This window comes from Sphingomonas sp. IBVSS2, from assembly GCF_002127225.1.
Taxonomy (GTDB): domain Bacteria; phylum Pseudomonadota; class Alphaproteobacteria; order Sphingomonadales; family Sphingomonadaceae; genus Sphingomonas.
Genome location: NZ_NFUR01000006.1, coordinates 79,546 through 94,266, shown reverse-complemented (window position 1 = coordinate 94,266; position 14,721 = coordinate 79,546). Strand labels below are relative to the sequence as shown.

At 68.6% G+C, this 14,721-nt stretch carries 15 protein-coding genes; 9 read left to right on the top strand and 6 right to left on the bottom strand.

Annotation, left to right across the window (positions count from 1 at the left end; genetic code table 11):
- Positions 1 to 38 precede the first annotated feature (38 nt).
- A complete protein-coding gene (gene recG / locus CAP40_RS17805) occupies positions 39 to 2,096 on the top strand; it encodes an ATP-dependent DNA helicase RecG (protein WP_086130899.1) in 2,058 nt (685 codons plus the stop codon).
- Positions 2,097 to 2,168: 72 nt separating this feature from the next.
- On the opposite strand, the gene CAP40_RS17800 is transcribed toward recG, so the two are convergent.
- Entirely contained in the window at positions 2,169 to 2,468 is a 300-nt protein-coding gene (locus tag CAP40_RS17800; RefSeq protein WP_144034414.1) for a hypothetical protein, read from the bottom strand.
- Between the two features lie 213 nt (positions 2,469 to 2,681).
- Positions 2,682 to 3,260 carry a CGNR zinc finger domain-containing protein gene (locus tag CAP40_RS17795; protein ID WP_179188347.1) on the bottom strand — a complete coding sequence of 193 codons (579 nt, stop codon included), beginning with the start codon at positions 3,258 to 3,260 and terminating at the stop codon, positions 2,682 to 2,684.
- 107 nt (positions 3,261 to 3,367) lie between these two features.
- Here CAP40_RS17795 and CAP40_RS17790 point away from each other — a divergent pair, with 107 nt between their 5' ends.
- On the top strand, positions 3,368 to 4,633 hold the full coding sequence (locus CAP40_RS17790; RefSeq protein ID WP_179188346.1) for a glycoside hydrolase family 2: 1,266 nt from the start codon (positions 3,368 to 3,370) through the stop codon (positions 4,631 to 4,633).
- A 118-nt stretch (positions 4,634 to 4,751) separates the two neighbouring features.
- Positions 4,752 to 4,940: a hypothetical protein gene (locus CAP40_RS17785; RefSeq protein ID WP_086130895.1), complete on the top strand. Its 189-nt coding sequence runs from the start codon at positions 4,752 to 4,754 to the stop codon at positions 4,938 to 4,940.
- A gap of 37 nt (positions 4,941 to 4,977) precedes the next feature.
- Here CAP40_RS17785 and CAP40_RS17780 read toward each other — a convergent pair whose 3' ends face one another.
- Together CAP40_RS17780 and tyrS are read right to left on the bottom strand one after the other, a co-directional pair.
- Entirely contained in the window at positions 4,978 to 5,298 is a 321-nt protein-coding gene (locus tag CAP40_RS17780; protein WP_256924342.1) for a PilZ domain-containing protein, read from the bottom strand.
- A gap of 111 nt (positions 5,299 to 5,409) precedes the next feature.
- Complete coding sequence (tyrS, locus tag CAP40_RS17775; RefSeq protein WP_086130893.1) at positions 5,410 to 6,636, bottom strand: tyrosine--tRNA ligase; 1,227 nt, start codon at positions 6,634 to 6,636, stop codon at positions 5,410 to 5,412.
- A gap of 335 nt (positions 6,637 to 6,971) precedes the next feature.
- On the opposite strand from tyrS, the gene CAP40_RS17770 reads away from it, so the two are divergent.
- The 6 genes from CAP40_RS17770 (at position 6,972) to CAP40_RS17745 (ending at position 14,018) form a co-directional block, all read left to right on the top strand.
- Entirely contained in the window at positions 6,972 to 8,423 is a 1,452-nt protein-coding gene (locus CAP40_RS17770) for an alginate export family protein (RefSeq protein ID WP_086130988.1), read from the top strand.
- A gap of 41 nt (positions 8,424 to 8,464) precedes the next feature.
- Positions 8,465 to 8,980, top strand: coding sequence for a DOMON-like domain-containing protein (locus CAP40_RS17765; protein ID WP_086130892.1), 516 nt, complete (start codon positions 8,465 to 8,467; stop codon positions 8,978 to 8,980).
- A gap of 63 nt (positions 8,981 to 9,043) precedes the next feature.
- A complete protein-coding gene (locus CAP40_RS17760; RefSeq protein WP_086130891.1) occupies positions 9,044 to 10,240 on the top strand; it encodes an exo-beta-N-acetylmuramidase NamZ domain-containing protein in 1,197 nt (398 codons plus the stop codon).
- A gap of 44 nt (positions 10,241 to 10,284) precedes the next feature.
- Entirely contained in the window at positions 10,285 to 11,487 is a 1,203-nt protein-coding gene (locus CAP40_RS17755) for a hypothetical protein (protein ID WP_256924340.1), read from the top strand.
- A 36-nt stretch (positions 11,488 to 11,523) separates the two neighbouring features.
- The gene (locus CAP40_RS17750) at positions 11,524 to 12,624 is read left to right on the top strand and encodes a hypothetical protein (RefSeq protein ID WP_086130889.1); all 1,101 of its coding nucleotides are present in this window, start codon (positions 11,524 to 11,526) and stop codon (positions 12,622 to 12,624) included.
- The gene (locus tag CAP40_RS17745) at positions 12,621 to 14,018 is read left to right on the top strand and encodes an ATP-binding protein (protein ID WP_256924339.1); all 1,398 of its coding nucleotides are present in this window, start codon (positions 12,621 to 12,623) and stop codon (positions 14,016 to 14,018) included. Before CAP40_RS17750 ends, CAP40_RS17745 begins: the two co-directional genes overlap by 4 nt.
- Positions 14,019 to 14,067: 49 nt before the next feature.
- Here CAP40_RS17745 and CAP40_RS17740 read toward each other — a convergent pair whose 3' ends face one another.
- Both CAP40_RS17740 and CAP40_RS17735 read right to left on the bottom strand, forming a co-directional pair.
- Positions 14,068 to 14,385, bottom strand: a complete 318-nt coding sequence (locus tag CAP40_RS17740) for a hypothetical protein (RefSeq protein ID WP_086130888.1) — start codon at positions 14,383 to 14,385, stop codon at positions 14,068 to 14,070.
- Positions 14,386 to 14,472: 87 nt separating this feature from the next.
- A complete protein-coding gene (locus CAP40_RS17735) occupies positions 14,473 to 14,721 on the bottom strand; it encodes a hypothetical protein (protein ID WP_086130887.1) in 249 nt (82 codons plus the stop codon).

Sequence of the window (14,721 nt, the reverse complement as noted above, 5' to 3'; positions counted from 1 at the left end):
TCTAGCGGCGCGCCATTGCAGGGATTAGGTCGGGCGCCATGCGTCCCGAGATCCTCAATCCGCTCTTCGCCGAAGTCACGGCGCTCAAGGGGATCGGCGCGGCCCTGGCCAGGCCGCTCGAGCGGCTGGGGCTGGCGCGCGTCGTCGACGTCGCCTTCCATCTCCCCACCGGCTTCATCGACCGTATCCCGCGCGACGCCCTGGCGGCGTCCGACGCCGGGCGGGTCATCGCGATCGAGCTGACCCCGGTGCAATATCGTTTCGGCGGCAGCGCCCGCTCCCCCGCTCGGGTGCAGGCGGTGGACGCGCACGGCAACCATGCCAGCCTCGTCTTCTTCGGCGGCAATTCCGGCTGGGCGAAGAAACTGCTCCCCCTGAACGAGAAGCGCTGGGTCTCCGGCCGGCTCGACCAATATGGGCAGGAGCTGCAGATCGTGCATCCCGAGGTCGCGCTGCCCGAAGAGGCGGAAGGCGGTGGGCGCGAGGCGATCTATCCCTGTTCCGAGGGGATCACTTCCAAGCGGATCGCGGCGCTGGCCGCGCAGGCGATCGCGCGCGCCCCCGAACTGCCCGAATGGATCGAGCCGAGCCTGAAGGACCGCCACCAATGGCCGGGCTGGAAGGACGCGCTGGTCCGCATCCATGCCGACCCTGCCGACGCCAAGGCGCGCGAACGGCTCGCCTATGACGAGGTCTTCGCCAACCAGCTCGCGCTGATGCTGGTGCGTGGCGAGGCGCGGGCCAAGCGCGGCCGGCCGCTCACCGGCGACGGGCGGCTGCGCGACCGGCTCCGGCTGCCCTATACGCCCACCGGCGCCCAATCGCGCACGATCCGCGAGATCGAGGGCGACATGGCGCAGAGCCAGCCGATGCTCCGCCTGCTCCAGGGCGATGTCGGCGCGGGCAAGACGCTGGTGGCGACGATGGCGCTGCTGATCGCCGCCGAGGCGGGGGCACAGGGCGCGATGCTGGCCCCCACCGAGATCCTCGCCCGGCAGCATTACGACAATCTCTCGCGCCTGCTCGCCGGGCTCGACATCCGCATCGCGATCCTCACCGGGCGCGACAAGGGCAAGGTGCGCGAGGCCGTTCTGATGGGGCTCGCCGCCGGCGAGATCGACATATTGGTGGGCACGCATGCGATCTTCCAGCAGGGCGTCACCTATCGCGATCTGGGGCTGGTGGTGGTGGACGAGCAGCATCGCTTCGGCGTGGCCGAGCGGCTGATGCTCCAGGCTAAGGCGCAGGTGCCGCCGCACCTGCTGGTGATGACCGCCACGCCGATCCCCCGCACGCTGCAGCTGGCCAGCCATGGCGAGATGGACGTGAGCCGGCTGGACGAGATGCCGCCCGGTCGCCAGCCGATCCAGACCACGGTGATTTCCGAGGACAAGCTCGATGCGGTGATTGCCGGGCTGGGCCGGCATCTCGACGCGGGCAAGCAGGCCTATTGGGTGTGTCCGCTGGTGGAGGAGAGCGAGAAGACCGATCTCGCCGCCGCCGAGCACCGCGCCGCCACGCTCACCGCGCGGTTTGGCGACAAGGTCGGGCTCGTCCATGGCCGGATGAAGGGGCCGGAGAAGGATGCGGTGATGGCGCGCTTCGCCGGCGGCGAGCTGGGCGTGCTGGTGGCGACCACGGTGATCGAAGTGGGCGTCGACGTGCCCAACGCCACGTTGATCGTGATCGAGGCGGCGGACCGGTTCGGCCTCGCCCAGCTCCACCAGCTGCGCGGGCGGGTGGGCCGGGGCGGCGGGCAGTCGCACTGCATCCTGCTGCGCGGGGAGAAGCTCAGCGAGACGTCGCGGGCGCGGCTGGCGCTGATGCGCGACACCACCGACGGCTTCCTGATCGCCGAGCGCGACCTGGAGCTGCGCGGCGCGGGCGAGATACTCGGCACCCGCCAATCGGGCGAACAGACCTTCCGCCTGGCGACGCCCGAAAGCCTTGCGACGCTGATCGCGGCGGCGAATGCCGATGCCCGGCTGCTGGAGGACCAGGACCGCGCGCTGCACACCGCGCGGGGCGAGGCGGCGCGGATCGCGCTCTACCTGTTCGAGCGCGACGCGGCGGTGAGCCTGTTGCGGGCGGGATAGGGGCGGGGCCGAGCGATCGATGCGCGCGGGTTCGCCGCCGCCGACGGATCGGCGGCGGCTGTCCGGCTCCGCTCAGTCGGCGCGGCGCGGCGTCGCCTTGATCGCGCGCGCGGGCAGCGGAATGCCGCCTGCATCGAAGATATTGGGGCTGAACGTCTTCTCAGGGCCGCTCGGGCAGTTCAGCGGACCCACCGTGCCCGGGGTCCCGTCCTTGTTGTAGCAGGCGACCGATCCCGGCAGCGATCCGTTTATCCAGGTGCCCGAGCATGTGCGCGTGCAACCGTTGGAGAAGGTGTGGACCTGGTCGGCCGAAGCCGGCGCCGCCCAGGCAGACATCGCGAACAATGCCGTTCCTGCAATATATACCTTCATTTCAGCATCCCTCCTTTAGTGGGAGTCAATGCTTCTCATTGAACGATATTATGCAAGCTGAATGGTGTGTTGTTAAATGGAAAGAAGATATACGTAATTTGCAAGAATATAGGAATTACTATTGCCGATCATGATATCGTCGCGCGGCATCTTGTTGATGGGGAGGCGCTTCATCCAGAAAGGGGGGCTCCGCGCTAGCCCTTGCGCCGGGCACTAGCCCTTGCGCCGGGCATAAGCGCGCCGCGCCTTGGAACGGTTGCCGCAATCGCTCATCGAGCACCACCTTCGCGGCTTGCCGCGGCTCTCGTCGAGGAAGAGCCATCCGCAATCGCTGCCTGCGCACAGGCGCAGCCTGGTAGCGCGGTCGCTGGCCAGGAGTGCCACGGCATCGCGCGCAACGATGCCGAGCAATTGCGGCAAGGCGCTCTGGCGCTGGAATCGCCAGGACAGGGATCCGCCGGACCAGATCGCGCTCGGCGGGGGGGCGGAGGCCTGTGCCATGACGGCATTCAGGTCGCTTTCCTGGGGCGCGTTGCCGCGGCCCACCGCGACGCCGATCCGAAAGATCGCCTCTCGCAGATCGAGCGCCGGTCCGATCTCGACCGCTGCACCCGAGAGGTCGTCCATCTGGTCGGGCTGGACCAGCTTCAGCTCTACCGCCCAGCGGACCAGGTCGCGCCAGCCTCCGAGCCGTTCGACCGGCTGCTGGGCCAGATGCCAGCCCGCCGTGTTGGCGAACTCCAGTGCCAGGCTGCCCCCGATCCCAGCCGAAACGCGCGCTTGCTCTGCCATGGTCCTTCTTTTCGCTTGCTGGCGCCATTTCCACAACATAACCGTATAAACGGTTAGAATATCCATCCATGGCGATGGGGCGCCATGCCGCAGTTGGGGAGGTCGGCTTGTCGAGACGGCTCATGCTTTCGTTCTGCATCCTGGCGCTGATCGTACTGGGGATGGTGGTCGCAATGCTTGCAATCGGCGGCCGCCCCGATCCGGTCGGTCCGGCGATCGCCCTGGACGGCACCTGGCGCTTCCATCCCGGCGACAACCCGAAATGGGCCGATCCGCAGATCGACGATCGCAGCTGGGATCGGCTCGACCTGGTATCGCTGCCGGGCAATCGCGACGATGATGTCGGCCTGCCGGGATGGCTTGCCGGTTGGCGAGCCCATGGGCACCCCGATCTCGAAGGCTATGGCTGGTATCGCCGGCGGGTCACCTTGCCGGCCCAGGGGGATCTGGTGCTGCTCGGCCCGACCATGGTCGACGACGGCTATGCGATGTTCTGGAACGGCCAACCGATCGGAGGCATCGGCAAGCTCGGCTCCGACCCGAAAGTCATCGGTGCCCGGCCCTTTCTGGCCGCGCTTCCGCGGTTTGCCGGCCAGCGCGACGGCGTGTTGGCGATCCGGACGTTCATGCAGCCGGGTCTCGGCCGCAACCGTATCAGCGGCGGGCTGAGGAGCGTTCCGACGCTTGCCACGGCAGCCTTTGGCGAGAGACTGTATCGGGCGCAGTGGATGCGAACCATCGCCGGCTATATCGTCGAGATCGCGCTGCCGGTGCTGATGGTTCTGCTCGCCGGCGCGGCGCTCGCGGTTGCGCCATCGACCGCCAGGCCGAACTTTGCGCGATGGCTGGCGATCGCCCTTGTCGCGACGGCCTGTCTTCGCCTGGGCAATGCGATCTCGGCCTGGACGGACCTGCTCGACGCGTCCACTCTCGACCGCCAGAATGCGGTCGTCCTTTCGCCGCTTGCCATGTTTGCCTGGACCGCTGCATGGAACGCGCTGGCCGAGGGGCGCGATCGATCGGTCGTCCTGGGTTGCGCCGTCGCGGCATGGGTGGCGAGAGTGGTCGGGGCCATCGCGCATCTGGCCGTCCTCATTGCCACGGCTCGCATCGTCTTCATCATCCTGTTCGCGGCCATCGCCGTGCGGATAGCCGTGCGAGGCGAACGCAGGATGCTGGCTTTGGCGACGATGTCGCTGATCGCGATTGCCCTGTTCGTCAACGAACTTGCTCAGCTGGGTATTCCAACCATCTGGTTCCCCTTCGATATTGGCGTCACCCTGACCCAATATGCCTATGCGCTGTCCCTGCTACTTCTTCCTCTTTCCCTCCCCAGGGTCGGCGTCTCCCGAGACCGCGAGGAGGGCGAATGACCGCCGTGAACGGGATCGGGTGACGGGGAGGCACGTCAGGCGCGCATCAAGCATCAACGCATGCCCGAACCCCGCATCCATGCTATATTGGCCGTCAGGCACATGAAGAGAGGCCTCTATGCATAGGTCATGGTGGTTGGCGGCAGGGCTGCTGGTGGTCGGGATCGGCCTGGTGGCGGTCGTTTACGAAGGGGCCCTGGCGGCGATGCGCCTGGACATGCCCCATTGGGTGATCCTCTTGCTGGCCGTCGCCCTGCCGCTGGCGCTCGGCAGGGCCGCGGATCGCGTCTGGCGCCAGTTGCGATAGGGCCCCGGCATTCCGGTCGCCGGAATGGGGAAGGCGCCTATTTCGCCTTCACCATCGTCGAGATCAGCTCGTAATAGCTGGCGAGATCGATCGCCCGTTCGAACTGGCAGCCGATCCGGCCGCCCAGCGCCCAACGCACATCGGCCACCACGGTGCCGGCATGCGGCAGCACCACGCGGATGCGCGCGCCCGTCTCGAACGCATCGTCGCATCGCGCCATCAGGCCGTGCGGCGAGATGTTGACGATGATGAAGTTCAGCTGCTTCGCATCGGGGCCGAAGGCGCGCGCGCGGTAATAGACGTCTTCACGTCCCTCCCGCCGGATCTCCGAATAAGCCAGGTTCGATCCAAAATTCACGCACGGCCTCATGAAACGCTTGAGGTACGTCTGCGGTTGATACCGTTACCGCGTGAATCTCGTTGCAACGAAGACGCTTAACAGCGACTTATCAGGCCTGTCGGAGGAATGTCATGCGGGCACCAGCATCCCGTGCTTCTTCCGGCCGAAGCTGAGCTTGACCGGTGCGGCCACGGCGATCTCGAGCGCGGGGTCGCTGACCACCTGATCGTCGACGCGGATCGCTCCCTCGGCGATCTTGCGGCGCGCCTCGCCCTTGGAAGGGCAGAGGCCGAGCGCGATCAGCCCGTCGACCACGGCGATGCTGCCGCCCGCCACCCCATAAGTGGGCAACGAACCGCCGGCAGAGCCTTCCTCGAACACCTTGCGGGCCGTCTCGGCGGCTTCCTCGGCGGCGGCATGGCCGCGGCACATGGCAGTCGCCTCATTGGCCAGGATTTTCTTGGCCTCGTTGATCCCGGCGCCCTCCAGCGCCTCCAGCCGGGCGATCTCGTCCAGCGGCAGGTCGGTGAACAGGCGGAGGAAGCGGCCGACGTCGCGATCGTCGGTGTTGCGCCAGAACTGCCAATAGTCGAACGCCGGAAGCTGATCCTCGTTCAGCCACACCGCGCCCGACATGGTCTTGCCCATCTTGCCGCCATCGGCCGTGGTGATCAGCGGCGTGGTGACGCCATAGACTTCGGTGCCGTCGACCCGGCGCGCCAGTTCGATGCCGTTGACGATGTTGCCCCACTGGTCCGATCCGCCCATCTGCAGGCGGCAGGCGGCGCGGCGCGACAGCTCCAGGAAATCATAGCCCTGGAGGATCATGTAGTTGAACTCGAGGAACGAGAGCGACTGTTCGCGGTCGAGGCGCAGCTTCACCGAATCGAAGCTCAGCATCCGGTTGATCGAGAAATGCCGGCCGATGTCGCGCAGGAAGGCGATATATTCCAGCTTGTCGAGCCAGTCGGCATTGTCGACCATCACCGCATCGGTGGGGCCGTCCCCGAAGGTGAGGAACTTCTCGAACACGGTCTTGATCGAGGCGACGTTGGCGCGGATCACCTCGTCGGTCATCAGCTTGCGCGCCTCGTCCTTGAACGAAGGGTCGCCGATCTTGCCGGTGCCGCCGCCCATGAGGACGATCGGCTTGTGGCCGGCCTGCTGGAGGCGGCGCAGCAGCATGATCTGGACCAGGCTGCCGACGTGCAGCGAAGGCGCGGTGGGATCGAATCCGATATAACCGGGCACGATCTGCCTGGTGGCGAGCTCGTCGAGCGCCTCCGGGTCGGTAACCTGGTGGATGTAACCGCGCGTGGAGAGCAGGCGGAGCAGATCGGACTTGAATTCGGTCATGATGCGCGCCGCATAGCCGAGGCGCGCGGGCGCGTCATCCCCGGGTAGGACATGCGGCAGGTGCGGAGAATGTGCGGATTTTCGCACAGCAACGAGAAAGTGCGTCACCAGATTCGCACGCTTTGAGCGTGTCACTTAAAGAGTGACATGAGTAAGTATCTGTGAAGATGTGAATTTCCTCGGATGGCCTGCCGGGCGGCGGGGTTTGGCGAGTGGCTGTACAATGGCCGGACATCAACATCGTCCGTCACGAAACCGGCCGAGTATCCGAGAGAGGATTCGATCCCGTGCCCATAGCGCTGCGCACGCTTGCCGGCGGCACCGTGCCGCTTGCCATGCTGCTGACCGGCGGCGCGGCGGCGGCGCAGGTCGTCCGGGAGGTTCCGGCCCCGGCCCCGGCGCCGCAGGACAAGGCGGGCGGCGGGAGCTATCCCGCGGCGGCGGCGGGCGACGGCGCGGTCCCCGGCGGCTACAGCCTGTCGCGCTGGGCGGAGGACTGGCAGGCGATGCGCGATCCGGCGCGGCGCGACGATCCGCTCGACCGGCTGAAGTTCCTGCCGCTCGACAAGGATGGCGACATCTATCTGACGCTGTCCGGCGAAGCGCGGCTGCGCGTCAACCTGACGAGCAATCCGGGGCTGCGCGAGGCACCGCATCAGCGGCAGGACATCAACCGGCTGGTCGCCGGGGCTGACCTCCATCTGGGGCCGCATCTGCGCCTGTACGGGGAAGTCGCACATGGCGGCATTTCGGGACGGGAACTGGGCGTGCCGGCTGCTTCGCTGCGCAACGACCTTGTCTTCCAGCAATATTTCGCCGAGGCGACCGCCGAACTGGGCGGGGTGGCGATCGGCGCGCGCTATGGGCGGCAGGAATTCACCGACGGGCCCAACCTGCTGGTCTCGCAGCGCGACAACAACACGATCCGCTATACGCTGAACGGCGTCCGGGCCTGGGCGCGGAGCAGCTGGCTACGAGTCGACCTGTTCGATCTGCGGCCCACCGCCTACGGCGACCTGGGGCCCGACGACGACGTCAACGATCCCGCGCGCCGCTTCTCGGGCGTGACGTTGGGCGTCGCGCTGCCGAAGCGCTGGCTGGGCGGCTCGAAGCTCTATTTCGATCCCTTTCTCTGGCGTCGGCGCAACGATGTGGGCGCCTGGGGCGGCCGAGTGGGCCCTGCACGGCGCTATTATGCCGGCGCACGGCTGTGGGGCGATGTCGGGCGAGTCGCGATCGACTGGTCGGTCAACCATCAATGGGGCCGCTATATCGGCCAGGACATCGATGCCTGGCAGGCATTCTTCGCCCAGAGCTATCGCCTCGGCAAGGCTGCCACTGCGCCGCGCATCGGCTTCCATGCCGATTATGCCAGCGGCGGCGGCGGCTATGGCGACGGCAAGCTGCGCAACGCCTATGCGCCGTTCGGCAACAACATCTATTACAGCTACCAGCTGTTCCTGACCCCCTCGAACCTGATCACGGTGGCGCCGACGCTGGCCTTCTCGCCCGTGAAGGGCGTGCGGCTGACGGCGGAATATGAGCTGGCCTGGCGCGACGATGCGCGCGACGCGGTGTACCGCGCCAATGGCCAGCCCTTTGCGGGCACGCAGAAGGTGGCGGATCGCAAGATCGCCGATGTGAGCCGGGCACAGCTGGTCTGGACGATCTCGCCGCGCCTGTCCGTCACGGGCCGGTACGAGCATCTGGCGGCCGGCCCGTCGCTCGCCAGGGCGGGGTATCGCAGCTCCGATTTCCTGTCCGGCTGGGTCAGCTTCCGGTTCTGAACGGGTTTCGCCGAACGGACGAACCGGGCTAGGGCAGGGGCATGTCGCTCCAAGTCCTGCTGGTCCCGCATCCCGAATATCCGCCGCATGCGGTGGAGGGCGTCGAAGTCACCGCCGATATCCGGCGCGGCCCGAGCGTCCTTGCCTATCGCGTGAGGGGACGGATGCCGAAGCTGCCGGCGCCCGCCCTGCCGGAGCGGACCGACGCGCTATGGAAGCACACCTGCTTCGAACTGTTCGTGAAGCCGGCGGGCGGCGAGGGCTATTTCGAGTATAATTTCGCGCCTTCCACGCAATGGGCGGCCTATCGGTTCGACGGGTATCGCGAGGGCATGCGCGACCAGCCGCTCGCCGCGCCGCTGATCGAGCCGCTGGAAGACGGCATCCGCGTGCAGGTCGACCTGGGCGGGCTGCCGGAGGGCGTCTGGCATGTCGCCATCACCGCGGTGACCGAGGAGGCGGACGGCGCCAAATCCTACTGGTCCGCCGCGCACGCCCCGGGGCCGCCCGATTTCCACGCGCCAGGAAGCTTCGTGATCGAGGTGCCGGCGGGATAGCCCGCCGGTTGGGTGCGACGATCCGGCTTGCTTCGCCGCCGAACTCCCGGCACCTGCTGCGCCATGAAATTCGGCATCGACCGGCTGCTCGCCGACCCTGAGCTTCGTCGCCCCCTCCAGGGCAAGCGCGTGGCGCTGCTGGCGCACCCCGCCTCGGTCACGGCGGACCTGACCCATTCGCTGGATGCGCTGGTCGCCGCCGGGCTCGACGTCTCGGCAGTGTTCGGCCCGCAGCACGGCGTGCGCGGCGACCTGCAGGACAATATGATGGAGTCGCCCGACTTCACCGATCCGACCTATGGCATGCCGGTGTTCAGCCTCTATGGCGAGGTCCGCCGGCCGACCGGCCAGTCGATGGGCACGTTCGACGTGCTGCTGGTCGACCTCCAGGACGTGGGCTGCCGCATCTACACCTTCGTGACGACGCTGCTCTATGTGCTCGAGGCGGCGGCGGCGCACGGCAGGAGCGTGTGGGTGCTCGACCGGCCCAATCCCGCCGGCCGGCCGGTGGAGGGCACGACGCTGCTGCCGGGCTGGGAGAGCTTCGTCGGCGCCGGGCCGATGCCGATGCGCCACGGCATGACGCTGGGCGAGATGGGGCATTGGTTCATCGCCCAGTTCGGGCTGGACGTCGATTATCGGGTGATCGCGATGGAAGGCTGGCAGCCCGATGCCGCGCCCGGCTTCGGCTGGCCGCCCGAACGGCCGTGGATCAACCCGAGCCCCAATGCCGCCAACGTCAACATGGCGCGTGCCTATGCGGGCACGGTGATGCTGGAGGGGACGCTGCTTTCCGAAGGGCGCGGCACCACGCGGCCGCTCGAGCTGTTCGGCGCGCCGGACATCGACGCAAAGGCCGTGATCGCCGAGATGCGTGCGCTGGCCCCTGCCTGGCTCGCCGGCTGCACGCTGCGCGATCTCTGGTTCCAGCCGACCTTCCACAAGCATGTCGGCCAGCTCTGCTCGGGCGTGTTCATCCATGCCGAGGGGCAGGCCTATGACCATGCCGCGTTCCGCCCCTGGCGCCTCCAGGCGCTGGGCTTCAAGGCGATCCGCAAGCTCTATGGCGATTACCCGCTGTGGCGCGACTTCCCCTATGAATATGTCTTCGACAAGCTTGCGATCGACGTGATCAACGGCGGCCCGGACCTGCGCGAATGGGTCGACGATGCCGGGGCCGAGCCGGGCGACCTCGACGCGCGTGCCGCGCCGGACGAGGCGGCCTGGGAAGCGGTGCGGGCGCCGCATCTGATGTACTGACCTCGCTCCCTTCCAGGGAGGGGAAGCAGCGGGATTTGATTGTCGTGCGTGAACCCCTTAACCACCCCAGGATGCTCGCGGGGCTCATATTCGCAGTCGAGGAGGCCGAAGGCCGCCCGGGGACGCTGATGGCGACATTGCCCTTCGGCGGGATGACGCTGCTCGAATATCAGGCGCGGCTGCTGTTCGGCGCCGGGGCGGAGCAGGTGCTCGTCGCGGTCGGCAAGATGACGCCGGCGCTGCTCGCAGCGGTCAATCGCGCCGCCAAGCGCCACCCCCGGATCGAGATCGTCCGCTCGGCCGAGGAAGCCGCCGAGAAGATCGCGCCCGGCGCGCAGGTGCTGGTGATGGCCGACGGGCTGGTCACCACCGATCCGGTGATGGACAAGATGGCGACGGTGGGGGGCGAGGCGCTGCTCGTCACCGACGACCCGGCCTCGCCCGCGGCGATCGAGCGCCTCGACATGCGCGACAGCTGGGCCGGCGTCGCCCGGATCACCGTGGAGCAGCTCGCCCAGATCGCGCAGATGCCTGAGGATTACGACTTCCAGTCGGCGCTGCTGCGCGTCGCCGCGCAATCCGGCGCCGAACATGTGCCGCTCGCTACGGGCTGGCTCAAGAGCGGCCATGCGGTGGAGCGCAGCGTCGAGGGGCTGGCGGCGCGCAACACCGGCGTGCTCGCCGCGCTTACCGAGCGACGCACCGACTGGGCGGATCGCTGGGTGTTCACCCGCGCCGCGCGGATCGCGCTGCCCGAGCTGGTGGGCCGCAACGTGCCCGGCTGGTCGCTGAGCATCGCCGGCGGCGCGATCGCCGCGCTGGCGCTGGTCCTCACCGCGATGCGCTGGCCGGGTGCGGGCACCGTCACCGCGCTGGTCGGCACCGCGACGCTGGCCACCGGCGCGGCGATGGCGGTGCTGCGCGGCGAGGACAAGCGCGCGCGCCTGCTCGAATGGGCGATCTTCGCCTTGTTTGCCCTGGTCGCGCTGCTCATCGGCTGGGGCGAGTTCGCCGCCACGGCCAGCACCACGCCGCCGGTGCTCGCCCTGATGGCCATGGCCGCGCAACTGCTCGTCGAGCGCGCGCCCTCCCGGCCGAAGCGCTGGTGGTCCAGCCCCTCGGCGCATCTGCTGATCCTGACGCCGTTCGCGCTGGCGGGATTCGCCACGATCGGCCTTGCTGCGGTTGCGATATATTCCTTCGCCACGCTCGCCGCGGCGGTTGAGGGCGCACGCGAAAAAGCTTAGTCTCGTCTTAAGGACATTTCCGCTAGCTTGAGGTCGATGTCGGATAATCCCGTCGACATGCGCGATGGTTCGGCCGTCGGCGCCCGGGAGCTGCTCGCACGTGCGGCGGCTGCGGAGCTGCGCGCCTATAGGGGTCTGATGGTCGCGGTCGAAGATTTCTTCCTGCCCGAGGAGGCACGGCTCGACGAGCATAGCCGCGCAGGCCTGGCCGCGCTGCTCCGCGGGCTCGTGGAGACCGTGGAAGGCGAGATTCGCGAGCATGCGGTGCGCCTGCTCACCGGGCGCGGCGAGGCGGAGCTGGTCGGCGCGCTGATCGAGCCGGATACCGCCGTGCTCGCGCGGCTATGGTCGTCCGGCCTGTTGCGCGACGGCGAACTGATGGCCGAGCTGATCGCCAGGGTGCGCCAGGAGATGCTGGGCACGGCGCTGCCGATGAGCGCGCCGGACGATCCCGAGCGGCCCAGCCTGATCAACCGATTCGTCCAGCACCCCGACCGGGTGGTCGCCGCCAGCGCCATGGCCGTGCTGATCGCCGAAAGTCGCCGCAGGACGAGTCCCGAAGTGGGACAATTCCAGACCGAGCTTCCCGCCGAACTGCACCACAAGCTGGTGTGGTGGACGGCCGCCGCGCTCCGCGAAGGCGTGGAGGGCATCAACGAGGCGCTCGACCGGGCGCTTTGCGATGCGGCCCAGCGCAGCCTCGCCGCCTATGACGAGGGCGACCGGCTCGAGGCCGCCGCGATGCGCTTCGCCGCGGCGATCGACGCCCAGCCGGGCGAGCTTTCGGGCATGCTCGTCGAATCGCTGGGCGACCGGCGGGTCGTGCTGTTCATCGCGCTGCTCGCCCATGCGATGAGCGTGCCCTATGCGCTTGCCCGCGATCTGGTGCTCGATCCCGCCGCCGAGCGGCTGTGGCTGGCGCTGCGCGCGCTCGAGATCGGCCGCGAGGGCGTGGCCCAGATCGGCTATGCGCTGAGCGAGGCGGATCCGCGGCGCGACCTGGAGAAATTCGCCGACACGCTCGACACCATCGCGGCGATCGCCCCGGCGGAGGCGCGCAATGCGCTGGCGCCGCTCCGGCTCGATCCCGATTATCGCGCGGCGCGGATCGCATTGCAGCGGGGCGGGGCGAAGTGAACGTCATCGACCCCACGCTGCCCCTGTCGATCGCCAGGCTGGACGCCGAAGGACGGCTGATCGATGCCGAGGCGCGGCTGTTCGAGCTCAACATGCGTGCCGGCGGCACGATCGGCGCTCCGCTCGCCGTGCCGCAGATCGCCACGCTCGCAAGACTCTCGCAGCGGCTGGGCATCGCCATCTCGCGCAACGTCATCGCGGCGGACGGTGAGGACGATCTGGAATTGTGGGTGCGGGCCGAGCCCGAGCAGGGCGGCGTGCGCCTCGAGGTCAGCGGCTGGCGGCTGCGGCCGGGCTGGCGCGCCCCGGCGGGCGAGCCTGAGCGCGACGGCGACTTCTTCCGCTCGGCGGCCGACTGGCTGTGGGAAACCGACGCGTCGCTGCGCATCACCTTCCTCTCGATCGAGGCGGGCGCGCGCTACGGGTTCGACAGTTCGATGATGCTCGGCCAGCCGCTGACCCGGCTCTTCCGGCTCGAGCAGGACGAGGCCGGCGAATTGCCGATCCTTTCCGCGGTCGCGGCGCAGGGACGGTTCGACGGGCAGAAGGCCGAACTGCGCGGTACCGGCCGGATGGTGCGGCTTGCCGCCACGCCGCGTACCGATCCGGGTGGCCGCTTCGCCGGCTTCGTGGGGGCGGCGCACATGCTCGACCAGGCGCTGCCGGCCGCGCCCAAGGTGGATGCGCCGGTGCCGGCCGCCGCGGTGCCCTTTGGCGGCTTCCCCGATTCGTTCAGCCAGCGGCTCGACCGGGCGTTGCGCGGGCCGCTCGGCAAGATCATCGCCAATGCCGATTCGATCAGCGCGCAGACCGAAGGGCCGCTCAAGCCCGATTATGCGGAATATGCGAGCGATATCGCCAATGCCGGGCGGCATCTGCTCGGGCTGGTCGACGACCTGGTCGACCTGCAGGCGATCGAGCGCGACGATTTCGGCACGGCGGACGAGGAGATCGACCTGGCCGATGTCGCGCGGCGCGCCGCCGGGCTGCTCGCGGTGCGCGCCGCCCAGGCCGAGGTGCGGATCGACCGGCCGGCGATGGACGAGAGCATTCCGGTGCAGGGCGAGTTCCGCCGCGCGCTGCAGGTGCTGGTCAACCTGATCGGCAACGCGGTGCGCTATTCGCCGCAGGGCGGGATGGTGTGGATCCGGCTGGAGCGCGACGAGGCGCGTGGCCATGTGATCGTCGCCGATCAGGGCAAGGGCATCGCCCAGGCCGATCAGGAGAGGATCTTCGAGAAGTTCGGCCGCGTCGATCCGAACGAGCCCGGCGGATCGGGGCTAGGCCTCTACATCGCCCGCCGGCTTGCCCGGGCAATGGGCGGCGACCTGGTGGTGGACAGCGCACCGGGGCAGGGCGCCCGCTTCGTGTTCAGCCTGCCGATCCGGCAATAGGGCGCCCGCCGGAACCCGGCGGACGCCCCAGCGGCCTCCTCAGGCCCGATCAGCGGCGATAGCAGACCGTCACGCGGCGATGATGGCGCCATTCGGTGCGGCAATAGCGACCGCCGCGATGATAGCGGCCGCGATCCCAGCCGCGACCACGGTCCCAGCCGCGGCCACGATCCCAGCCGCGATGGCGGCCGCGATCCCAATGGCGGCGGTCACGATCGCGCTGGCGCCAGTCCTGCGCCGCCGGCGCGGCGGCGGCCAGCGCGATCACGCTGGTGGTGGGCACCGGCGCGGCAGCGGCCGGCGTTGCGGCACTGGCGATGCCGACAGTGGCGAGCGCGGCCGCGGCGATCAGCTTGGCAAGGTTCATTTCGGTTCTCCATTCCTCTCTTCCCGCATGGGCAGAACGATAGAGAAGCGATTGAGTCGCGTTGCTGAACCCGTTGGTATGCTGCGGTTAAGGTTGGCGCTCCTCGCGCTCGGCGCGGCGGGCCGCCTTGCGCTCGGCGCTGGTGGGGACGAGGCGGACCCCGCCGACCAGGATCGCGCTCAGCACGGCGATGACGCCGCCGCGGATCGCCCAGGTCTGGCTGCCGATCATCGGGCTGGAAGCAGGCAGATGGAGAATGCCGAGGCCCTGGAGCATGAACACCACGCCCGCGATGATGCCGAGGATGCCGGCGAGGATCAGGATGTTCTGGCGCAT